The 20,587-nt window shown below is 73.8% G+C and carries 18 protein-coding genes; 6 read left to right on the top strand and 12 right to left on the bottom strand.

Going from position 1 to position 20,587, the window contains the following annotated elements; translation table 11 throughout:
- Nucleotides 1–4: 4 nt before the first annotated feature.
- Nucleotides 5–976 carry an aldo/keto reductase gene (locus tag ACH5A8_RS21850; RefSeq protein ID WP_399004345.1) on the bottom strand — a complete coding sequence of 324 codons (972 nt, stop codon included), beginning with the start codon at nt 974–976 and terminating at the stop codon, nt 5–7.
- 95 nt (nt 977–1,071) lie between these two features.
- Nucleotides 1,072–2,499 (bottom strand): argininosuccinate lyase, encoded by a 1,428-nt coding sequence (gene argH / locus ACH5A8_RS21845; protein WP_399004343.1) that lies wholly within the window; start codon nt 2,497–2,499, stop codon nt 1,072–1,074.
- Nucleotides 2,500–2,758: 259 nt separating this feature from the next.
- Here argH and ACH5A8_RS21840 point away from each other — a divergent pair, with 259 nt between their 5' ends.
- Nucleotides 2,759–3,379, top strand: a complete 621-nt coding sequence (locus ACH5A8_RS21840) for a pyridoxamine 5'-phosphate oxidase family protein (RefSeq protein ID WP_399004341.1) — start codon at nt 2,759–2,761, stop codon at nt 3,377–3,379.
- Nucleotides 3,380–3,393: 14 nt separating this feature from the next.
- On the opposite strand, the gene ACH5A8_RS21835 is transcribed toward ACH5A8_RS21840, so the two are convergent.
- Together ACH5A8_RS21835 and ACH5A8_RS21830 are read right to left on the bottom strand one after the other, a co-directional pair.
- Nucleotides 3,394–4,929 carry an ATP-binding protein gene (locus ACH5A8_RS21835; RefSeq protein ID WP_399004339.1) on the bottom strand — a complete coding sequence of 512 codons (1,536 nt, stop codon included), beginning with the start codon at nt 4,927–4,929 and terminating at the stop codon, nt 3,394–3,396.
- Nucleotides 4,926–5,675 (bottom strand): response regulator transcription factor, encoded by a 750-nt coding sequence (locus ACH5A8_RS21830; protein WP_399004337.1) that lies wholly within the window; start codon nt 5,673–5,675, stop codon nt 4,926–4,928. The genes ACH5A8_RS21835 and ACH5A8_RS21830 overlap by 4 nt, the downstream gene beginning before the upstream one ends.
- A gap of 154 nt (nt 5,676–5,829) precedes the next feature.
- On the opposite strand from ACH5A8_RS21830, the gene ACH5A8_RS21825 reads away from it, so the two are divergent.
- The 5 genes from ACH5A8_RS21825 to ACH5A8_RS21805 are packed head-to-tail and all read left to right on the top strand — an operon-like array spanning nt 5,830 to nt 10,764.
- Complete coding sequence (locus tag ACH5A8_RS21825) at nt 5,830–7,182, top strand: ferric reductase-like transmembrane domain-containing protein (protein WP_399004335.1); 1,353 nt, start codon at nt 5,830–5,832, stop codon at nt 7,180–7,182.
- Nucleotides 7,183–7,225: 43 nt separating this feature from the next.
- Nucleotides 7,226–7,702 carry an FMN-binding protein gene (locus ACH5A8_RS21820; protein ID WP_399004333.1) on the top strand — a complete coding sequence of 159 codons (477 nt, stop codon included), beginning with the start codon at nt 7,226–7,228 and terminating at the stop codon, nt 7,700–7,702.
- Nucleotides 7,703–7,761: 59 nt separating this feature from the next.
- Nucleotides 7,762–9,144, top strand: coding sequence for a ferric reductase-like transmembrane domain-containing protein (locus ACH5A8_RS21815; RefSeq protein WP_399004331.1), 1,383 nt, complete (start codon nt 7,762–7,764; stop codon nt 9,142–9,144).
- A 29-nt stretch (nt 9,145–9,173) separates the two neighbouring features.
- A complete protein-coding gene (locus ACH5A8_RS21810) occupies nt 9,174–9,971 on the top strand; it encodes an FMN-binding protein (RefSeq protein ID WP_399004329.1) in 798 nt (265 codons plus the stop codon).
- A 55-nt stretch (nt 9,972–10,026) separates the two neighbouring features.
- Complete coding sequence (locus tag ACH5A8_RS21805) at nt 10,027–10,764, top strand: FAD:protein FMN transferase (protein ID WP_399004327.1); 738 nt, start codon at nt 10,027–10,029, stop codon at nt 10,762–10,764.
- Between the two features lie 401 nt (nt 10,765–11,165).
- On the opposite strand, the gene ACH5A8_RS21800 is transcribed toward ACH5A8_RS21805, so the two are convergent.
- From ACH5A8_RS21800 to ACH5A8_RS21765, 8 genes are read right to left on the bottom strand one after another with little or no spacing between them, the layout of a single operon-like run.
- On the bottom strand, nt 11,166–11,723 hold the full coding sequence (locus ACH5A8_RS21800; protein ID WP_399004326.1) for an arginine repressor: 558 nt from the start codon (nt 11,721–11,723) through the stop codon (nt 11,166–11,168).
- A gap of 7 nt (nt 11,724–11,730) precedes the next feature.
- Nucleotides 11,731–12,927, bottom strand: a complete 1,197-nt coding sequence (locus ACH5A8_RS21795; protein WP_399004324.1) for an acetylornithine transaminase — start codon at nt 12,925–12,927, stop codon at nt 11,731–11,733.
- Nucleotides 12,924–13,853 carry an acetylglutamate kinase gene (argB, locus tag ACH5A8_RS21790; RefSeq protein ID WP_399004322.1) on the bottom strand — a complete coding sequence of 310 codons (930 nt, stop codon included), beginning with the start codon at nt 13,851–13,853 and terminating at the stop codon, nt 12,924–12,926. Before argB ends, ACH5A8_RS21795 begins: the two co-directional genes overlap by 4 nt.
- Nucleotides 13,850–15,001: a bifunctional glutamate N-acetyltransferase/amino-acid acetyltransferase ArgJ gene (gene argJ / locus ACH5A8_RS21785; protein WP_399004320.1), complete on the bottom strand. Its 1,152-nt coding sequence runs from the start codon at nt 14,999–15,001 to the stop codon at nt 13,850–13,852. Before argJ ends, argB begins: the two co-directional genes overlap by 4 nt.
- On the bottom strand, nt 14,998–16,026 hold the full coding sequence (gene argC / locus ACH5A8_RS21780) for an N-acetyl-gamma-glutamyl-phosphate reductase (protein ID WP_399004318.1): 1,029 nt from the start codon (nt 16,024–16,026) through the stop codon (nt 14,998–15,000). Before argC ends, argJ begins: the two co-directional genes overlap by 4 nt.
- A gap of 54 nt (nt 16,027–16,080) precedes the next feature.
- Nucleotides 16,081–16,509: a GtrA family protein gene (locus ACH5A8_RS21775; RefSeq protein WP_399004316.1), complete on the bottom strand. Its 429-nt coding sequence runs from the start codon at nt 16,507–16,509 to the stop codon at nt 16,081–16,083.
- Nucleotides 16,509–17,486 carry a glycosyltransferase family 2 protein gene (locus ACH5A8_RS21770; protein ID WP_399004314.1) on the bottom strand — a complete coding sequence of 326 codons (978 nt, stop codon included), beginning with the start codon at nt 17,484–17,486 and terminating at the stop codon, nt 16,509–16,511. Before ACH5A8_RS21770 ends, ACH5A8_RS21775 begins: the two co-directional genes overlap by 1 nt.
- Before the next feature lie 19 nt (nt 17,487–17,505).
- Nucleotides 17,506–20,385: a YfhO family protein gene (locus ACH5A8_RS21765; RefSeq protein WP_399004312.1), complete on the bottom strand. Its 2,880-nt coding sequence runs from the start codon at nt 20,383–20,385 to the stop codon at nt 17,506–17,508.
- Nucleotides 20,386–20,587: the final 202 nt, after the last annotated feature.

Raw genomic sequence — 20,587 nt, 5'->3', positions numbered from 1 at the left:
TGGGTCAGTGCCAGGGCAGCCGGCCGCGCCGCTCCCAGTAGGCGTGCGGTTCCTCGGCCAGGGCGTCGAGGCGGGCCGCCTGCTCGTCGTCGAGGTCGACCGCGGCGGCGTGCAGGTTGGAGGCGAGCTGGTCGACGGTGGCCGCGCCGGACAGGACGACGCCCGCCCAGGGGCGGCGCAGGATCAGGGCGAGGGCGACCGCGTCGCAGCCCAGACCGGTCTCCCGGGCCACGGCGCGCAGCGCCTCGGGAGCGTCCGGCCCGGCCAGCCGCCCGTTCGCCATGCCCTCCTTGACGATCACCGTGAGTCCGGCGTCGTGGGCCTCGGCGAGGGCGGGGCCGGCGGAGGTCTCCAGGGCGTTGTACGTCGACTGGACGGTGCGGAAGAGGGGGGAGCCGTCGACGGTCACGTCGAGGGCGGCGCGGACGGCGTCGGCCTGGGCGGGGCCGCTGGTGGAGAAGCCGATGGTGAGGCCGTGGGCGGCGGCATCGGCGAGCCGGGCGTGCAGGTCCTTGTCGGTGAGGGCCGCACTGTCCGGGGTGACCGAGTGGATCTGGTAGAGGTCGAGTCGGTCGCCGAGCAGTGCGGCGCTCTCGGCCCGCTGCCGTTCGTAGGTGGCGGGGCCGTGGTCCTTGACCTCGTGCCGGTCGGCGTCGGTGCGCCAGTCGGCGGTGTAGGTGTAGCCCCACTTGCTGCCGATCACCACGTCGTCGATCTCGGGTCGGGCGCGCAGCCAGTCGGCGAGGAACTCCTCGGAGCGCCCGTAGGAGCGGGCGGCGTCGAGGTAGCGGACGCCCTGGGCGTAGGCGGCGTCCAGCAGTTCGTGGGTCCGGGCGCGCAGGGCGTCCACGGTGCGGTCGGCGGGCAGGTCTCGGTCCCGGCCGAGGTTGATGTAGCCGGGGCGTCCGACCGCCGCGAGACCGAGGCCGAGGTGGCAGGTGGGGGTGGTGGCGGTGGCCAGCCTGGCGAAGGGCATCGCGGGCTCCGTTCGGTCGGTTCCTTGCGGCTGCCGACCAACGTAACCCGCGACGCCCCGCGCGGTGGGAGTGATCCGGTCCCGGACGGGGACGGCTACTTCCTGGCGTCCGCCCACTCGTGCTGCGCCGCCACGTCCGCCTTGACCTCGGCGAGCTGGACGGCGACCGCGCTCGGGGCGGTGCCGCCGCGCGCGTTGCGGGAGGCGAGGGCGCCGGGGACGTTGAGGACGGTGCGCACCTCGGGGGTGAGGTGCGCGGAGATCTTCGCGAACTGCTCGTCGCTCAGCTCGTCGAGCTCCTTGCCCTCGGCCTCGGCGGCCTTGACGCACTCGCCGGCGACCTCGTGCGCGACGCGGAACGGCACGCCCTGCTTGACCAGCCACTCGGCGATGTCGGTGGCGAGCGAGAAGCCGGCCGGGGCCAGCTCCTCCATCCGCTCGCGGTGCACGGTGAGGGTGGCCATCATGCCGGTGAAGGCGGGCAGCAGGACCTCCAGCTGGTCGATGGAGTCGAAGACCGGCTCCTTGTCCTCCTGGAGGTCGCGGTTGTAGGCGAGCGGGAGAGCCTTGAGGGTGGCCATCAGTCCGGTTAGGTTGCCGATCAGGCGGCCGGACTTGCCGCGCGCCAGTTCCGCGATGTCCGGGTTCTTCTTCTGCGGCATGATCGAGGAGCCGGTGGAGAAGGCGTCGTGCAGGGTCACGAAGGAGAACTCCTTCGTGTTCCAGATGATGACCTCCTCGGCGATCCGGGAGAGGTTGACGCCGATCATCGCGGTGATGAAGGCGAACTCGGCGACGAAGTCGCGGGAGGCCGTGCCGTCGATGGAGTTGCCGACGCTGCCGTGCTCGAAGCCGAGGTCGCGGGCGACCGCCTCGGGGTCCAGGCCGAGGGAGGAGCCGGCCAGCGCCCCGGAGCCGTACGGCGACACGGCGGTCCGCTCGTCCCACTGGCGCAGCCGCTCGGCGTCCCGGGACAGGGACTGGACGTGGGCGAGGACGTGGTGGGCGAACAGGACGGGCTGGGCGTGCTGGAGGTGGGTGCGGCCGGGCATCGCCACGTCCGGGTGGGCCTCGGCGAGGCCGGTCAGCGCGTCCTGGAGGTCGGCGATCAGGCCCCCGACGATCCGGGCGTGGTCGCGCAGGTACATGCGGAAGAGGGTGGCGATCTGGTCGTTGCGGGAGCGGCCGGCGCGCAGCTTGCCGCCCAGGTCGGGGCCGAGGCGTTCGAGCAGGCCGCGCTCCAGGGCGGTGTGCACGTCCTCGTCGGCGATGGTGCCCGTGAACTCGCCGGCGGCGACGTCGGCTTCGAGCTGGTCCAGGCCGGCGATCATCCGGGTCAGCTCGTCCTCGGTGAGCAGGCCCGCCGTGTGCAGCACACGTGCGTGGGCGCGTGAGCCGGCGATGTCGTAGGGCGCGAGCCGCCAGTCGAAGTGGACGGACGCGGACAGCTTCGCCAGGGCCTCGGCGGGGCCGTCGGCGAAGCGGCCGCCCCAGAGCCGTACGTCACCGCTGTTGCTGCTCACTTGCGTTGCTCCTCGGAGAGTTGTCTCTGTACGGCCGCCTCCCCGCCGTGCGGGGCGGGGAGGCGGCCGTCGGGCTGATGCGTGGGAGGGATCCGTACGGGTCAGGACGCGGTGCTCCTCCTCCACGGCGCGCCCCCCGACATGCATGAGTATGCATTGGACTGCATGATTCGTCAATGCACCCCGGGGAGTGCCCGGCAGGCGAGACAACCCGCAATTCCTTAGACAGTCGAAAGAACTCACCGGATAATCGTCGGACATGGGAAAGACCTATGAGCGCATTGACGGCAGGCTGCGTACGTTCATCGAGGAGCAGCCCCTCTTCTTCACCGCGACCGCTCCCCTGTCCGGCGACGGCACGGTCAACCTCTCCCCCAAGGGCCTCAAGGGCTCCTTCGCGGTGCTCGACGAGCTGACCGTGGCCTATCTCGACTTCGCCGGCTCGAACGCCGAGACCATCGCGCACCTGCGCGAGAACGGCCGGATCACCCTGATGTGGTGCGCCTTCCAGGGCCCGCCCGACATCGTGCGCGTCCACGGGCGCGGAGAGCCGGTCTTCCGCGACGACCCGCGCTTCACCGAACTCCTCGCCCGCTTCCCCGACATCGACCACACCGCGCACGGGCTGCGCGCGGTCATCGTCGTCCACGCCGAGCTGATCCGCGACACCTGCGGCTACGCGGTGCCCTTCATGACGTACGAGGAGGATCGCGACCTGCACGGCAGGCGCTTCGCGCGCGAGGACGACGCCTCGCTGAGCGACTACTTCACGAAGAAGGAGCACGTGGCCACCAGCCTGGACGGCCTCCCGGGACTGCCCCTTCCGCTGCCTCCGTCACCGGTCCGGGCACCTGCGGCCGAACCCGCCGGCCCGGCGTGACCCGGGCGGGGGCCCTACGTTCCGGCGCCCGCCCCGCCGGACGGCAGCCGTACCGTGAACGTCGTGGCGCCCGGACGGCTGTCCAGCTCCACGCCTCCGCCGTGCGCCTGCGTCACCGCCGCCACGATCGACAGGCCCAGCCCGGCGCCGGCGCCGCCCGAGGGGTCGGCGCGGCGGCGGTCGGCGCGGGTGAAGCGCTCGAAGACGCCCGGCTGGATCTCCGCCGGGACACCGGGGCCGTCGTCGTGGACCCGCAGGACGGTCGTGGCGCCGTCGGCGGCCGAGGCCTCGGCCAGGGACACCGTCACCGCGGTGCCCGCCGGGGTGTGCAGACGGGCGTTGGCCAGCAGGTTGGCCAGCACCTGGTGCAGCCGGTGGGCGTCGCCGGTCACCGTCACCGGTTCCTCGGGCAGGTCCATCGCCCACCGGTGCCCGGGTCCGGCGGCCCGGGCGTCCGTCACCGCGTCCAGGACCAGGCGGGTGAGATCGACGGGACGGCGCTCCAGCGGGCGGCCGGCGTCCAGGCGGGCCAGGAGCAGCATCTCGTCGACCATCTCGCCCATCCGGGCGGACTCGGCGGCGATCCGTTCCAGGGCCCGCGTCACCTCGGGCGGCACCGGCCCCGGGTGCAGCAGCGCCAGCTCCGCGTGGCCGCGCACCGTGGCCACCGGGGTGCGCAGCTCGTGGCTGGCGTCGGCGGCGAAGCCGCGCAGCCGTTCCTCGCCGGCGTGCCGCTTCGTCAGCGCGTCCTCGACGTGGTGGAGCATCCGGTCGAAGGCGGCGGCGAGCCGGCCCACCTCACTGCGCGGGTCGGCCTCGCCCGTGCGGGGCGGCAGCGCCACCTCGCCGCTGGCCAGCGGCAGCTCGCTGACCCTGGCGGCGGTCGCGGCGACCCGGCTCAGCGGGCGCAGCGACCAGCGCACCCACAGGGCCCCGGCGACCCCGGCGGCGGCCGACGCGAGGCCGAAGACGCAGCCGGCGACCAGTTCCAGCCGGTGGACCGCGGCCCGTACGGGCTCCGTCGGCAGCCCGGTGACCAGGACGTCGCCGTCCCGGCCCGACCACGCCGCGAGCCGGTAGCCGCCCAGTTCCGACAGGCACACGGTGTGCCCGGCGCCGTCCGTCGGGAGCGCCGCTAGAGCGGTGCGGTCGGCGGCGCTGAGGGTGACGGCGAAGCCGGGGTGGGAGCGGGAGGGCACCACCGCCGCGTTGGTGATCCGGCCTCCCACCAGCCGGGCGCCGAAGGTCGCCGCGGCCTGGCGGCGGGTGTCGCCGTGCTCGTCGCCGTCGTGGTCGGACGGCTTGGTCTTCTCCACGCGCCCGGCGGTGCCGTGTTCGAGGCTCTGCGGGAAGCCGGTGCCCGTCTGCCGCAACTGCTCGTCGAGCCGGCCGGTGAGGAAGCCGTTCAGCTCGACGACCGCTGCCACCCCGACGGCCGCGCAGCTCAGCGCGAGCAGCACGAGCAGGCCGGTGGTCAGCCGGGCGCGCAGGGTGCGCGGCCACGGCAGCCGCCCGGCCCACCGCCGAGGGGTGCGCGCGGGCGCCGTCACGGCAGGGCCGGCTTCAGGACGTACCCGGCCCCGCGCACCGTGTGGATCATGGGCTCGCGGCCCGAGTCCACCTTCTTGCGCAGGTAGGAGATGTACAGCTCGACCACGTGCGCCTGCCCGCCGAAGTCGTAGGACCAGACGCGGTCCAGGATCTGCGCCTTGCTGAGCACCCGGCGCGGGTTGCGCATCAGGAAGCGCAGCAGCTCGTACTCGGTCGGCGACAGCTCGATCAGCTCGCCGGCCCGGGTGACCTCGCGGGCGTCCTCGTCCATGACCAGGTCGCCCACGGTCAGCCGCGGGCCGTCCGCCGGCTGCCGGGCCATCCCGGCACGGCGCAGCAGCCCGCGCAGCCGGGCGACGACCTCCTCCAGGCTGAACGGCTTGGTGACGTAGTCGTCGCCGCCCGCGGTGATGCCCGCGATGCGGTCCTCCACCGCGTCCCGCGCGGTGAGGAAGAGCACACAGACGTCCGGCCGCACGGAGTGCAGTCGCCGCAGCACGGCGAAGCCGTCGGTGTCCGGGAGCATCACGTCGAGGACGACGGCGTCGGGCCGGAGAGCACGGGCCTCGGCGACCGCGGTGGCGCCGTCCCCGGCGGTGCGGACCTCCCAGCCCTGGTAACGCAGGGCGCCGGAGAGGACCTCGGCGAGGTCCGGGTCGTCGTCGACGACGAGGACCCGGACGGGTGTGCCGTCGGGGCGGGTCAGCGCGGGCGGGCCGGAGCGACCCGGGCGGAGTGTGTTCATGGCCCCTCCAGCATCGCCGGTCGCCGGCCGGGGCGGGGACCGGGGGGTGCTCTGAGTTCCCTGTGAGTGTGCCGCCCGGCCACCGGTTTCAGAGCGCTCTCAGAGGTTCGCCCCGCACAGTGGCGTCCTGGACCGGCGAGAGGACGTGGAAGACATGACCGCGGTGTACGAGCGACAAACGGCGCCGGCCGTGCCGCGGGCGCCCCGGCGCTCCCCGGCGCCGGGCGTGCTCGCCCTGGTGTGGGCCGGCGCCGCTGCGGTGGTGGCGCTGTGGTGGGACGGCACGGCCACGGTCGTCGGGACGGCGGGCTGGCTGACCGGCGCCGGGCGGATAGCGGGGCTGCTGTGCGGCTACTCCTGCGCGGTGCTCGTCGGCCTGATGGCCCGGGTGCCGCTGCTGGAGCGGCGGGTGGGCTCGGACCGGGTGGCCCGCTGGCACGCGATGGCCGGCCGCTACACGGTGTGCCTGCTCGTCGCGCACGTCGTGCTGGTCCTCGCCGGCTACGCCGCGCAGGACCACGCCTCCCTCGTGCACGAGGCGGTCACGGTGGTCCTGGACTACCCGGACATGCTGAAGGCGACCGCCGGCACCCTGCTCCTCCTCGCCGTCGGCGTCACCTCGGCGCGTGCGGTGCGCCGCCGCACCAGCCACGAGTTCTGGTACTACACGCACCTGCTCACCTACGCCGCCGTGTTCCTCGCCTTCTTCCACCAGATCACGCTGGGCAACGAGTTCCACGGCCGGAGCGCGGCCACCGCCGCCTGGTACGCGCTGTACCTGGGGGTCGCGGCGCTGGTGCTGTGGTTCCGGATCCTCGCGCCGGTACGGCTCAACCGGCGGCACCGGATGCGGGTGGAGTCGGTGCACCAGGAGGCGCCCGGGGTGTACTCGGTCGTCGTACGAGGCCACCGGCTGGACGAACTGGGCGCACAGCCGGGGCAGTTCTTCCGCTGGCGGTTCCTCGCCCAGGGCATGGGCCGGACCTCGACGCCGTACTCGCTGTCCGCGCCGCCCCGTCCGGACCGGCTGCGGATCACGGTGAAGGCGCTCGGCGACCACAGCGCGGCCGTGCCGCTGCTGCGGCCGGGCACCCGGGTGTGGGCGGAGGGGCCCTACGGGTCGATGACCGCCGACCGGCGCGCCTCGCACCGGTCGCTGCTGATCGCGGCCGGGGTCGGCGTCACCCCGCTGCGGGCGCTGTTCGAGACGCTGCCCGGTGAGGTCACCCTCCTGTACCGGGCGCGCACGGCGGAGGACCTCGCCCTGGGCGGTGAGCTGGAGGCCATAGCCCGCTGGCGCGGAGCGCGGGTGCTGTACGCGCTCAACGGACCGCACGGCGAACGTCCCGCCCTCACCGTCGAGTCGCTGCGCGCGGCGGTCACCGACCTCGCGGGGCACGACGTGTACCTCTGCGGGCCGCACGCCTTCGCCCAGGACCTCTACGCGGTGCTGCGGGCCGCCGGGGTGCCGGACCGGCGCATCCACCACGAGTCGTTCCAGTGGTGAGGACCATGTCCGTGAAGGGAGTCGAGGAAGAGATGAGGCCGTCGTGCACGCGCTGAGGAAGAACCGTCCGCTGCGCCGGGTCGTGCTGGCGAGCGCCGCCACCGTGTCCGGGCTGGTGATGCTGCTGGCGCTGAAGCCGCACACCCCGCCCACCATCGCCGCCGCGCCCGCCCCGGCCGCGTCGAGCGGCGCGAGCGCCTCCGGCGGCGCCACGGGGGCCGGCGGCACGAGCGGCTCCACCGGCACGAGGACCGTCACCGGGGAGAGCGTGCAGACGCGTTGGGGACCCGTCCAGGTGCGGATCACGCTGGAGGGCGGCCGGATCACCGAGGTGACCGCGGTCGTCTACCCCACCGAGAACCCGCGCGACCAGGAGATCAACAGCTACGCCCTGCCCCAGCTCAGGAGGGAGGTGCTGGCCGCGCAGAGCGCGGACGTCGACTCCGTGTCGGGGGCCACGTACACCAGTGAGGGCTACCGCAGCTCGCTGCAGTCCGCCCTGGACTCGGCGGGCCGCTGAACACCGGGCGGGCGGGCCGCGTATCTGTGGGCCAAGGGTCGAATCGCCACGGAGGAACCGTGACCACCACGCTCGCAGGCGGCCGTGCCGCCCGGCGCCAGACGATGCGCCGCATCCGGCCCCGCCGCTCCCCCGCCGCCCTGCTGCTGCTCGCCGTCTGGGCGGGCGCGGCGGGCGTCATCTGGCTGTGGTGGACGAACACCCCGTCCGTCGCCGGGGACGGCGGCAGTATCCTCAACGCGGGCCGGATCACCGGACTGCTCGCCGGGTACCTGATGGCGCTCGTCGTGCTGCAGATGGCCCGGGTGCCGGCCCTGGAGCGGCGGGTGGGCTCGGACCGGGTGGCCCGCTGGCACGCCATGAGCGGCCGGTACACGCTCTGCCTGGTCCTCGCGCACGTGTTCCTCACCATGTGGGGGTACGCGCTGCAGGCGGGCCGGTCGCTCGGGGACGTCGTCCGGCAGACGGTCGACTCCGTCGAGCAGCTGCCGGACATGGGCAAGGCGGCGATCGGCACGGGCCTGTTCGTGCTCATCGGACTGTCGTCGGTCGGCGGGATCCGCCGCCGGCTGCCCTACGACACCTGGTACCACGTCCATCTGCTCACCTACGCGGCGGTGTTCCTTACGTTCTGGCACCAGATCACCACGGGGAACGACTTCGCCGTCCAGCCGGCCGCCAAGACCTTCTGGTACGGCCTGTACGGCGTGGTGACCGCGCTGGTGGTCTGGTACCGGATCCTCACCCCGGTCCGGCTGAACCTGAAGCACCGGATGCGCGTCGAGGCCGTCATCGAGGAGACCCCGGGGATCGTGTCGGTGCTGATCGCCGGCCGGAAACTGCACCGGATGGGCGCGGAGGCCGGGCAGTTCTTCCGCTGGCGGTTCCTGGCCCCCGGCATGCGGTTCAGCTCGCACCCGTACTCGCTGTCGGCGGCGCCCCGCCCGGGCCTGCTGCGCATCACCGTCAAGGCGATCGGCGACCACAGCGCGCGGCTGCGCGAGCTGGAGCCGGGCACCCGGGTGTGGGCGGAAGGCCCGTACGGGGCGCTGACCGCCGCCCGGCGCAGCCGCGGCAAGGTGCTGCTGGTGGCCGGCGGGGTCGGGATCACGCCGATGCGGGCGCTGTTCGAGACGCTGCCCGGCGCGGCCGGGGACATCACGCTGCTCTACCGGGCCAACAGCACCCAGGACCTGGCGCTGTGGGGCGAGCTGGCGAAGATCGCCGACGAGCGCGGCGCGCGGCTGATGTACGCGGTCAACAGCCCGGACGGCGAGCGGCCCGACATCTCCGCAGAGTCGCTGCGCCGCAAGATCGCCGACATCGACCGCCACGACGTCTTCATGTGCGGCCCGCCCGGTTTCGCGCAGTCGGTGTACGAGGCGCTGCGCGGCGCGGGGGTCCCCGCCCGCCGTATCCATCACGAGTCGTTCGAGATGTGAGCGACGGGACGTCAGGAGATCTCCAAGCGATGAGGAAGAGCCACCCCGTCCGGCGCGCGGTACTCGCCGGCGCCGCCACCGTGTCCGGCATCGTGCTGCTGCTGTCGCTCAAGCCGGCCGCCGACCCGGCCTCGGCGTCGGCGGCCGGCGCGGCGCCGCAGCGGACCTCGGCGGCGCAGGAGTCGCCGCAGGGCGGCGCCGGAGCCCGGCAGAGCGGCACGACGACCGTCACCGGCGACGCAGCGCCGACGCAGTACGGGGACGTACAGGTCCGGCTGACCGTGAGCGGCGGGAAGGTCGTCGAGGCGGCGGCGGTACGGGCGCCCGAGGGCGGCCTCAGCGACCAGAAGACCGCCATGGCCGTCCCCACACTCAACCAGGAGGCCGTCGCCGCGCAGAGCGCGGACATCGACGCGGTGTCCGGGGCCACGTACACCAGCGGCGGCTACCGCAAGTCCCTCCAGTCGGCGCTGGACAAGGTGAAGGCGGCGGGCGCGGGGTCCGCCGGAACCGCTCCGGCCTCCGGTGCGGGCGGCGCCTTCGGGGCGGGTGCGGCCCGTACGGTCACGGGGAAGGCCGCCCGGACCCAGTACGGGCCGGTGCAGGTGCGGATCACGGTCAAGGACGGGAAGGTCGTCGAGGCGGCGGCGGTACGGGCGCCCGAGGGCGGCCTCAGCGGGCAGAAGACCGCCATGGCCGTCCCCAAGCTCAACCAGGAGGCGGTCGCCGCGCAGAGCGCGGACATCGACGCGGTGTCCGGGGCCACGTACACCAGCGGCGGCTACCGGACGTCGCTGCAGTCGGCCCTCGACCAGGCCCGTGGCTGAGGCCGTGGCCGGGTCGGCGGAGGCTCCCGCCGCGGTGCGTCACGCGGAGGAGGTCATGGGGACGGTCTTCTCCTTCGACGTCCGCGGCGGGGAACCCGGCGCGGTGCGGGCGGCGCTGCACGAGGCGGTGGCCGGGCTGCACCGGGTCGACGAGCGGTTCAGCACCTACCGGGCCGACAGCGAGGTGTCCCGCCTGGCGCGCGGTGAGCTCACGGTGGCGCAGTGCGATCCGGAGGTCGCCGAGGTGCTCGCGCTGGGCGCCGAGGCCGAGCGGGTGAGCGAGGGCTGGTTCAGCCTGCGTTACCAGGGGAGGCTGGATCCCACCGGCGTCGTCAAGGGCTGGGCGGCCGAGCGGGCGGCCCGCCTGGTCGCGGCGGCGGGCGCGAGCGGGGTCAGCGTGAACGGCGGCGGCGACGTGCAGCTGCTGGGGGCGCCCGGGGCGGACCGGCCGTGGCGGGTCGGGGTGTCGGATCCGCTGCGGCCGGGCGCCCTGGCGGCGGTGGTCTCGGCGGCGGGGACGGCGGAGCTGGCGGTCGCCACCTCCGGGACGGCGGAGCGCGGCGCGCACATCGTCGATCCGCGCACGGGCCGGGCGGCGGTGACCGATCTGGTGGCGGTCACGGTGGTCGCGCCGCGGCTGGTCTGGGCGGACTGCTGGGCCACGGCCGCGTTCGCGATGGGGTCGCGGGAGGGGCTGGCCTGGCTGGAGTCGTTGCCGGACGTGGAGGCGCTGCTGATCACCGCGGGGGACGAGGTGCGGTGTACCGCCGGGCTGGGCGGTCGGCTGGGGTGAGGGGCGCCTGCGGCGGCGGTGCGGCGGCGGTGCTGCCTGGGCGAGGGCGTCTGCGGCGGCGGTGCTGCCGGGGGGAAGGGGTGCGCGGCGGTGGGGCCGGGCGGGGGTGGGGGCGCTCATCCCGCTCGGGGGGTGCCGCTGCGCCCACCCGTGCCGCCCTGCGGCACGACTGCCCGCAGCTGGGCGGCACGACTGCCCGCAGCTGGGCGGCGCGGCTGCCCGCGGCTGGGCGGCGCGGCTGCCCGCGGCTGGCTGGCACGGCTGCCCGCGGCTGGGTGGCTTGACCGCGCGCGGCTGCCCGCGGCTGGCTGGCACGGCTGTCCGCGGCTGGGTGGCTCGACTACGCGCGGCTGGGTGGCTCGAGGCGCGGTGTCCGGGCTGGGCGGGAGGCCGGGGCCGCCTCAGCCTCCGTTCTGGGCCAGGCGGAGGAGGTGGTCCGCCAGGGCCTGGCCGCCGGTCGGATGCCGGCTGATCAGCAGGAGCGTGTCGTCGCCGGCGATCGTGCCGAGGATGTCGTGCAGCTCCGCCTGGTCGATGGCCGAGGCGAGGAACTGCGCGGCGCCCGGCGGGGTGCGAAGGACCACGAGGTTGGCGGACGCCTCCGCGGAGATCAGCAGCTCCTGGGAGAGCCGCCGCATCCGCTCCTCCTTGACCGATCCGCCCAGCGGCGCGCGCGGCGTGCGGAAGCCGCCCTCGCTCGGCACCGCGTAGATCAGGTCGCCGTCGGCGTTGCGGATCTTCACCGCGTTCAGCTCGTCCAGGTCGCGGGAGAGCGTCGCCTGGGTGACGCTCAGCCCGTCGTCGGCCAGGAGCTTCGCCAACTGGCTCTGCGAGCGCACCGGTTGCCGGTTCAGGATGTCCACGATCCGGCGGTGGCGTGCCGTGCGGGTCTGCGGCAGCGCCGGTCCGGCGGCCCCCGCATCGGCATCGGTCTGCCCGTGGTCTGGCGCCTGGCTCATCGTCGTCTCATTCTCCGGATCGTCCGTCCCCGTCGGCCGCGTCCAGGATGCCGGGCAGCGCCCCGAGGAACGCGTCCACGTCGTCGTCGCCCAGGTTCAGCGGCGGCATGAGCCGGATGACGTCGGCGGCGGGCGCGTTCACGAGGAAGCCGGCCTCCTGGGCCGCCTGCTGCGCCTGTTGCGCGTGCGGTCCGGTGAGCACGATACCCAGGAGCAGCCCCGCGCCCCGGACACGGTCGACCAGCGGGTGGCCGAGGGACTCGATCCCCTCGCGCAGTTTCTCGCTCTGCCGCTTGACGTTCTCCAGCAGGCCCTCGTCCTCGATGGTGTCGAGCACGGCGAGTCCGGCGGCGCAGGCGACCGGGTTGCCGCCGAAGGTGGTGCCGTGGTGGCCGGGCCGGAGCAGGTCGGCCGCCCGCCCGAAGGCGACGGTCGCGCCGAGCGGCAGCCCGCCGCCGAGCTGCTTGGCGAGGGTGACGACGTCGGGCAGCACACCCTCGTGGGCCTGGTACTCGAACCAGTTGCCGGTGCGGCCGATGCCGGTCTGCACCTCGTCGAGGACCAGCAGAGCGCCGGACGCGGCGGTGATCGCCCTGGCCGCCTTCAGATAGCCGGCCGGGGGGACCACGACGCCGTTCTCGCCCTGGACGGGCTCGATGACGACGAGCGCGGTCTCCTCGGTGACCGCGGCGGCCAGCGCGTGTGCGTCGCCGTAGGGGACGTGGGTGACGTCGCCGGGCATCGGCTGGAACGGCTCGCGCTTGCCGGGCTGGCCGGTGAGCGCGAGGGCGCCCATCGTACGGCCGTGGAAGCCGCCGTCGGTGGCGACCATGTGGGTGCGCCCGGTCAGCCGGCCGATCTTGAAGGCGGCCTCGTTGGCCTCGGCGCCGGAGTTGCAGAAGAAGACGCGGCCCTCGCGGCCGAAGAGCCGCAGCAGCCGCTCGGCGAGGGCCACGGTCGGCTCGGCCATGAAGAAGTTGGAGATGTGGCCGAGCGAGCCGATCTGGCGGCTGACCGCCTCCACGATCGCCGGGTGGGCGTGGCCGAGGGCGTTGGTGGCGATGCCGCCGACGAAGTCCAGGTACTCGTTGCCCTCGGTGTCCCACACCCGGGTGCCGGCGCCGCGCACGAGCGGCAGGCGCGGGGTGCCGTAGTTGTTCATGAGGGCGCCCTGCCACCGCGCGGTCAGTTCGTCGTTGCTCATGACTTCCCCTGTTTCTGCTGTTCGTCCGGCTTCTCGTCGGGCACGACCATGGTGCCGATGCCCTCGTCGGTGAAGATCTCCAGCAGGATCGAGTGCTGGACCCGGCCGTCGATGACGCGGGCGGTGGTGACGCCGTTGCGGACGGCGTGCAGGCAGCCCTCCATCTTCGGCACCATGCCGGCGGACAGGTCCGGCAGCAGTTTCTCCAGCTGGCTGGCGGTGAGCCGGCTGATCACCTCGTCGGAGTTCGGCCAGTCCTCGTAGAGGCCCTCCACGTCGGTGAGGACCATGAGGGTCTCGGCGCCCAGTGCCGCAGCGAGTGCCGCAGCCGCCGTATCAGCATTGACGTTGTAGACATGATGATCGTCCTGGGAGCGGGCGATCGAGGAGACGACCGGGATGCGGCCGTCGGCGAGCAGGGCCTCGATGGCGCCCGTGTCGATGTCGGTGATCTCGCCCACCCGGCCGATGTCGACCGGCTCGCCGTCGATCTCGGGGGTGTGCTTGATGGCGGTGATGGTGTGCGCGTCCTCGCCGGTGAGGCCGACGGCGAGCGGGCCGTGCTGGTTGAGCAGCCCGACCAGCTCCCGCTGGACCTGCCCGGCCAGCACCATCCGTACGACGTCCATGGCGTCCTCGGTGGTGACGCGCAGGCCCGCCTTGAACTCGCTGACGATGCCGTGCTTGTCCAGGGCGGCGCTGATCTGCGGGCCGCCGCCGTGCACGACGACGGGCCTGAGGCCCGCGTGGTGCAGGAAGACGACGTCCTGGGCGAAGGCCGCCTTCAGGTCCTCGTTCACCATGGCGTTGCCGCCGAACTTGATGACGACGGTCCTGCCGTGGTGGCGGGTCAGCCAGGGCAGCGCCTCGACGAGGATCTGGGCCTTGGGGAGCGCGGTGTGCTTCCGCGTGGATCCGTTGCTCATGACGAGTACGCGCTGTTCTCGTGGACGTAGTCGGCGGTGAGGTCGTTGGTCCAGATGGTGGCGGTCTCGGAGCCGGCGGCGAGGTCGGCGACGATGTGCACCTCGCGGTAGCGCATGTCGACCAAATCCCGGTCCTCTCCCACCCCGCCGTTCTTGCACACCCAGACGCCGTTGATCGCGACGTTGAGCTGGTCGGGCTCGAAGGCGGCCTTCGTGGTGCCGATCGCGGACAGGACGCGGCCCCAGTTGGGGTCCTCGCCGTGGATGGCGCACTTGAGGAGGTTGTTGCGGGCGATGGAGCGGCCCACCTCGACGGCGTCGTCCTCGGTCGCGGCGCCCACCACCTCGACCTTGATGTCCTTGCTGGCGCCCTCGGCGTCCCGGATGAGCTGCTGGCCGAGGTCGTCGCAGACCGTGCGCACGGCGGCCGCGAACTCCTCGGCGCCGGGGGTGACCCCGGAGGCGCCGGAGGCGAGCAGCAGCACGGTGTCGTTGGTGGACATGCAGCCGTCGGAGTCGACCCGGTCGAAGGTGACCTTCGTGGCGGCGCGCAGCGCCCCGTCCAGGGCGTCGCTGTCGAGGTCGGCGTCGGTGGTGAGGACGACGAGCATGGTGGCCAGGCCCGGGGCGAGCATGCCCGCGCCCTTGGCCATGCCGCCGACCGTCCAGCCGTCCCGGGTGACGACGGAGGTCTTGTGGACGGTGTCGGTGGTCTTGATGGCGATGGCGGCCTTCTCGCCGCCGTGCTCGGACAGCCGGGCCGCGGCGGTCTCGATGCCGGGCAGCAGCTTGTCCATCGGGAGCGGGACGCCGATGAGGCCGGTGGAGCAGACGGCGACCTCGACGGCGCCCGTGCCGAGCACCTCGGCGGCCTTCTCGGCGGTGGCGTGGGTGTCCTGGAAGCCCTTGGGGCCGGTACAGGCGTTGGCGCCGCCGGAGTTGAGGACGACGGCCGAGAGCCGGCCGGACTTCAGGACCTGCTCGGACCACTGCACCGGGGCGGCCTTGACGCGGTTGGAGGTGAAGACGCCCGCGGCGGCGCGGCGGGGACCGGTGTTGACCACGAGGGCCAGGTCCGGGTTGCCGTTCTCCTTGATCCCGGCGGCGATGCCCGCCGCTTGGAATCCCTTGGCGGCCGTGACGCTCACGGTGCGACTCCGATCGTGGAAAGTCCGGTGGTCTCGTCGAGTCCGAGGGCGATGTTCATGCTCTGCACGGCGCCGCCCGCGGTGCCCTTGGTCAGGTTGTCGATGGCGCTGATCGCGATGACGCGGTGCGCGGCCGGGTCGTAGGCCACCTGGATCTGGACGGCGTTGGAGCCGTACACGGAGGCGGTGGCGGGCCACCGCCCCTCGGGCAGCAGGTGGACGAACGGCTCGTCGGCGTACGCCTTCTCGTAGGCGGCGCGCACCGATTCGGCGGTGACGCCGTCCTTGGCCTTCGCGCTGCACGTGGCGAGGATGCCGCGGGGCATCGGGGCGAGGGTGGGCGTGAAGGAGACGGTGACCGGCTCGCCCGCCGCCGCGCTCAGGTTCTGGATCATCTCGGGGGTGTGCCGGTGGCCGCCGCCGACGCCGTACGGGGACATGGAGCCCATGACCTCGGAGCCGAGCAGGTGGGGCTTGGCGGCCTTGCCGGCGCCGGAGGTGCCGGAGGCGGCGACGATCACGGCCTCGTTCTCGGTGAGGGAGGCGGCGTAGGCCGGGACGAGCGCGAGGGAGGCGGCGGTCGGGTAGCAACCGGGCACCGCGATGCGCTTGGACCCCTCCAGCGCGGCGCGGGCGCCCGGCAGTTCGGGAAGGCCGTAGGGCCAGGTGCCGGCGTGGGGGGAGCCGTAGAACCGCTCCCAGTCTGCCGGGTCCACGAGCCGGAAGTCGGCGCCCATGTCGATGACGAGGACGTCGGGGCCGAGCCGCTCGGCCACGGCCGCGGACTGACCGTGCGGCAGGGCGAGGAAGACCACGTCATGGCCGGCGAGCGCCTCGGGGGTGGTCTCGGCGAGCACCCGGTCGGCCAGCGGCAGCAGGTGCGGCTGGAGTGCGCCGAGCCGCTGCCCGGCGTTGGAGTTGCCGGTCACGGCGCCGATCTCGACCTCGGGGTGCGCCAGGAGCAGGCGCAGCGCCTCTCCGCCCGCGTACCCACTCGCTCCGGCGACCGCCACACGTACAGCCATGAACCCTCCTCCTCGATGGCATGACTATACGTATCGATGCACGTTTATGCAATCCTATGCGGGGTCTCCCTCTCCCGGCCCGGCCAGTGCCGCGTCCACCTTGGGCAGCATGATCATGCGCGAGACGACGAAGGTCACCGGGATCGCCGCGGCCGAGGCCAGCAGCGGGGCGAAGCGGCTCCCGGCGTGCAGCACGTCGACGATCACGTACACGCCCACCGTGGTGATCACGAAATTGGTGGCGTTCGTCAGCGGGAACAGCAGGAACTTCCGCCAGGTCGGCCGGATCCGGTAGGTGAACCGCGCGTTGAGGAAGAACGAGCCGACCATGCTGATCGCGAAGGCGAGAACGTGCGCGGCCAGATAGGGAAGACGCATGAGGAACAGCAGGTAGAGCAGGTAGTACGTGAGGGTGTTCACCACGCCGACCACGGCGAAGGTGACGATCTGCCTCGTCACCGGGCGTGCGAGCGTCGAGTGCATCAGGGAATGAGGTCCTTCTTCGTGCCGCGCGGCGCACGGCCGTCCGTCGCTTCCACGTTGCTCGCCTTCACCAGGAAGTGCGGGCGGCCCTTGACCTCGTAGTAGATCCGGCCGGTGTACTCCCCGATGACGCCGAGCATCACCATCTGCACCCCGGCGAGCGCGGTGACGGCGGTGATGATCGTGACATAGCCGGGTGTCTCGACTCCGTTGACGAGCGCGGCGCCCACGATCCAGGCAGTGTAGAGCCCGGCGCACAGCAGCAGGCCCATGCCGAGGTGCAGGGCGGCCCGCAGCGGCCGGTTGTTGAACGACAGCAGCCCGTCCAGGCCGTAGTTGAGCAGGGACTTCAGGGTCCAGGAGCTGCGGCCGTGCTCGCGCACCGCGTTCTCGTACTCGAAGGTGGTGGTGGGGAAGCCCACCCAGGCGAACAGGCCCTTGGAGAAGCGGTTGTACTCGGTCAGGGCCAGCACCGCGTCCACCACACGGCGTGACAGCAGCCGGAAGTCCCCGACGCCGTCCTTGAGTTCCACGTCGACGAGCCGGTTGACCAGCCGGTAGTACAGGCGGGCGGTGAGGGTGCGGGTGAAGCGGTCGCCGGCCCGGCTGCGCCGGGCGAGCACCTGGTCGTAGCCCTCGCCGCGCAGTTCGACCATGCGCCGGATCAGCTCCGGCGGGTGCTGGAGGTCGGCGTCCATGACGACCACGCAGTCGCCGGTGGCGTGCCGCAGCCCGGCGAGCAGGGCGGCCTCCTTGCCGAAGTTGCGGCTGAAGGAGACGTAGCGCACCCGCGGGTCGCGGTCCGCCAGTCGCTCCAGCAGGGTCAGGGTGCGGTCGCGGCTGCCGTCGTCGACGTACACGAACTCCATGTCGTGGCCGAGCGGCAGCAGGTCGTCGGCGACCTTCTGGACCGCTTCGTGGAAACGGTCGACGACGTCTTCCTCGTTGTAGCAGGGTGCGACGATCGAGATGAGCATGGTTCTCCCCGGTGCGCGGTCAGAGCGCGGCGGTCGTGCGCTCGCGCGGTGGTGTGGTCGTCGGTGTCGCGGGGCGGTCGGCGGCCCGCCGGCGGCGGACCGTTCCGACGGCGCCGAGCACGGCGAGGGCCAGCAGCGACGCGCCGCCGACGGCGCCGCCCAGGCGCAGGCCCGGCGGGTGGAAGGTGCAGGTGACACTGGTGGCGGTGCCGTCGAGGGGGACGGCGATCAGGCCGTAGTACTGCCGGGCGGGCGCGGCGGGGCCGTCGCCGGCCGCGCACCGCCAGCCGGCGATCCGGGGGGCCGCGACGACGGCGGTGCCCTTGCTGCCGGCCGGGAGCTGGGCCCGGAGGGTGCCGTCCGAGACGCTCACCTTCGTCGCTCCGGCGGTCCTGAGCCGCTGGACGGCGGCGCGCAGCCGGGCGGTGTCGAGGCAGCCGACCGCCTGGTCCGGGACGGCGCCGGCGCGGCTGGGCGACAGCTCGATCCGCAGCCGGCCGGAGGCCGGGACCGTGCCCAGCCGCTGCATGGCGGCGATCTTGGCCGCGTCCGAGGTGAACCGACCGGTCGGGCCGTACGGGCCGCCGCGGGAGCCGTCCGCCGGTTCGGCGGTGAGCCGCGCGGTGCCCGAGTAGTGCGGCGCCCACAGGTAGACCTCGCTGCCGGCCGGGCACAGCGCCGTGATCGTGGGCCCGTGCGAGCCGTCCCCCGCGCGGCGCGGGGCGTCGATCGTCAGGCTGCGCCGGTCGTCGCGGCTCGGCTCCGGCCGCTGCCCGTCGGCGGTGCGCACGGTGAGGCCGGGCACGGTGTAGACGCGCGCGCCGAGCAGCAGCTCCTGGTTGCGGTACGGCGACGGGCCGAGGGCCGCGACACCGCGCGCCGCCCGCGCGGCGTCGTCCGCGGACCGCACGGTGACCAGCGGCGGCGCCTCCTGCCGGGACACGGTGGCGGGGCTGTGGTCCCGCGGGTTCCACCGCTGGTGCTGGTCGGGCGGTGAGTGCACCCGGGCGCCGACGGAGAAGACCGCGTCGGTGACGGCGTTGTCCAGGCTCTGCAGATTGCGGCCGCGTGAGGTCCAGCCGTCGCCGAGGGCGGTGAGCAGGCGGCTGAGGACGTCGGCGGTGAGGCTGCTGTAGTACTGGGCGCCCTGGCCGCCGACCACCATCGGGTCGTTGCCCACCGTCTGTTCCCGGCCCGGGTCGGTGCGGTAGCGGGGCCAGCCGTCGGCCTCGGCGATCAGGTCGGCCTGCTGCCGCTGGCGTGTCCCCCAGGGCGCGTAGTCGTCCAGGTGGGCCAGCCGCAGCCGGGTGGCCACGGCGGAGGTGGCGGTGGCCTCGCCCAGCTGCGCGCCGGTCAGCAGGACGACGGCGAGCGCGGTGAGCAGGGCGCGGCGGCGGCGGAGGGCGGGGCCGCGTCCCGGGGCCGCCCCGGGTGCGGGGGACGCCGGCGCGGGGCTCGCTTCGGGCGTGGGGGCCGCTCCGGGTGTCAGGCCCGCCAGTGGTGCGCGACCCGTCGGCTCGTGGCTCGTCGGCTCGTGGCTCGTCGGCTCGGCGCCCGTCGGCGCGGGAGTCGCGGTGCCGCCCGGCGCCGCGGTGGCTCCCGCCGCCGGGGCGTCCCCCGTTTCCGTACGGGCCAGCAGGAGCAGCCCGCCCAGGGCGCCCGCCGCCCCCAGGAGCAGCACCGGCCAGGCGAAGGGGCGCACCAGGCCGCTGCCGCTCGCGACGGCCGCGACGAGCGCGAGCAGCGCGCCGGCGGCGGCGAGTGCGCGCCGGTCGGGCACGCCGTGGGAGAGGGAGTGCCAGGCGGCGATCACCAGCAGCGCGCACAACACGAAGGCCTGGCGGTACGGGCTGCCGTTCGGGGTGGCGAAGGCGTGCCAGGCAAGGTGGGTGGGCGTCCACTGCATCGACAGCGTCACCGCGAGCACCAGCAGCGGCCATCCGGCGCGCACCCGGCGGGGGGCCCCGCGGTGGAAGGGCAGGGCGAGGGCGAGCAGCAGGGCCGTGGTGCCGACGAAGAGGGCCGGGGAGCCGAAGCCGTAGGTGGTCGGCAGCAGGCGGGCCAGCAGGTCCTGGGTGTCCACCGGCGCGAAGTGCGTGACCCGGCCCGGGTAGGCGTGCTGGGTGCCGAGGTAGATCACCGTGACCAGCGGCGCGGACAGGCCGATGCCTAGGACGACGGTGGCCGCTGCCCGGCCGGCCGTCGTGAGGGCGCGCCGGCGCGGCAGCCCCAGGAGCCACATCCGCAGCAGCAGCACCAGGGCGGCGCCGATGGTGGCCATGTAGGCGGTGTAGAAGTTCGCGATCCAGGCGAACGCGACGACCACCACGCCCAGCAGCCTGTGCCGCCCGGCCAGCGTCCACTCGCCGACCAGGCACAGCAGGGGCAGGGCGACGAGCCCGTCGAGCCACATCGGGTTGTAGGAGGCGTCCGCCACGGACCAGCCGCACAGGGCGTAGGCGGCGCCGAGCAGGCCGGCCGCCCACCAGCGGCCCGGGCGCAGCCGCAGCAGCAGCCAGGCCATGGCGGCTCCGGCGCACGCCGTCTTCAGCACGGTGACCGCGTACACGGCGAGGTCGATCTCGTCGCGCGGGAAGAGCGCCACGAGCAGGGCGAACGGGCTGCTGAGGTACGTCCCGAGGTCGGGCAGGAAACTGGAGCCGTAGCCCGACTGCCAGTTGACGAGGAGTCCGCCGTCGGCCCTGCCGTGCAGCAGGTCCCACAGGTGGGCGTGGAACGGCACGTACTGGTTGCCCAGGTCGTTGACGGCGCGGGTGCGCGGGCCGAAGGGGTAGCTGCCGGCGACGGCGTCGGCCGCGCAGAAAGCGGTGACGGTGATCGCCGCGGCGAGCAGGGCGGCGGCCTGCCGCGGTTTTCCGCGCAGGGTCGGGCGTTGCATTTCCGGCGGGCTCCCAGGCGATTCGGGACACGGGGTGTCTCGGCCGGGGAAGTGGCTCCCCGGACGCGGTCCATTCGCCGGCGCGGGCGGGCGGTCCTCGCGGAAAGTGCGTGCCGTCGCCCGAGAAAATGCCGCGTACATGGAATGCGTAGAGTGGAATTTCGATGAATTCCATGACGCCCGGGGAAACGCGTCCCGTCCC

Origin of the sequence: Streptomyces sp. NPDC018610 (genome assembly GCF_044391765.1) — a bacterium.
Taxonomy (GTDB): Bacteria; Actinomycetota; Actinomycetes; order Streptomycetales; family Streptomycetaceae; genus Streptomyces.
Note: the sequence above shows the minus strand (reverse complement) of the source record. Positions and strands in the feature narration are given on the sequence as shown.

Bases quoted from the DNA above. Each gene is read 5' to 3' on its own strand.
- ACH5A8_RS21850 (WP_399004345.1), bottom strand. From the start codon at position 976: ATGCCCTTCGCCAGGCTGGCCACCGCCACCACCCCCACCTGCCACCTC.
- ACH5A8_RS21840 (WP_399004341.1), top strand. From the start codon at position 2,759: ATGGGAAAGACCTATGAGCGCATTGACGGCAGGCTGCGTACGTTCATC.
- ACH5A8_RS21830 (WP_399004337.1), bottom strand. From the start codon at position 5,675: ATGAACACACTCCGCCCGGGTCGCTCCGGCCCGCCCGCGCTGACCCGC.
- ACH5A8_RS21825 (WP_399004335.1), top strand. From the start codon at position 5,830: ATGACCGCGGTGTACGAGCGACAAACGGCGCCGGCCGTGCCGCGGGCG.
- ACH5A8_RS21810 (WP_399004329.1), top strand. From the start codon at position 9,174: ATGAGGAAGAGCCACCCCGTCCGGCGCGCGGTACTCGCCGGCGCCGCC.
- ACH5A8_RS21805 (WP_399004327.1), top strand. From the start codon at position 10,027: ATGGGGACGGTCTTCTCCTTCGACGTCCGCGGCGGGGAACCCGGCGCG.
- ACH5A8_RS21800 (WP_399004326.1), bottom strand. From the start codon at position 11,723: ATGAGCCAGGCGCCAGACCACGGGCAGACCGATGCCGATGCGGGGGCC.
- ACH5A8_RS21795 (WP_399004324.1), bottom strand. From the start codon at position 12,927: ATGAGCAACGACGAACTGACCGCGCGGTGGCAGGGCGCCCTCATGAAC.
- argB (WP_399004322.1), bottom strand. From the start codon at position 13,853: ATGAGCAACGGATCCACGCGGAAGCACACCGCGCTCCCCAAGGCCCAG.
- argC (WP_399004318.1), bottom strand. From the start codon at position 16,026: ATGGCTGTACGTGTGGCGGTCGCCGGAGCGAGTGGGTACGCGGGCGGA.
- ACH5A8_RS21775 (WP_399004316.1), bottom strand. From the start codon at position 16,509: ATGCACTCGACGCTCGCACGCCCGGTGACGAGGCAGATCGTCACCTTC.
- ACH5A8_RS21770 (WP_399004314.1), bottom strand. From the start codon at position 17,486: ATGCTCATCTCGATCGTCGCACCCTGCTACAACGAGGAAGACGTCGTC.
- ACH5A8_RS21765 (WP_399004312.1), bottom strand. From the start codon at position 20,385: ATGCAACGCCCGACCCTGCGCGGAAAACCGCGGCAGGCCGCCGCCCTG.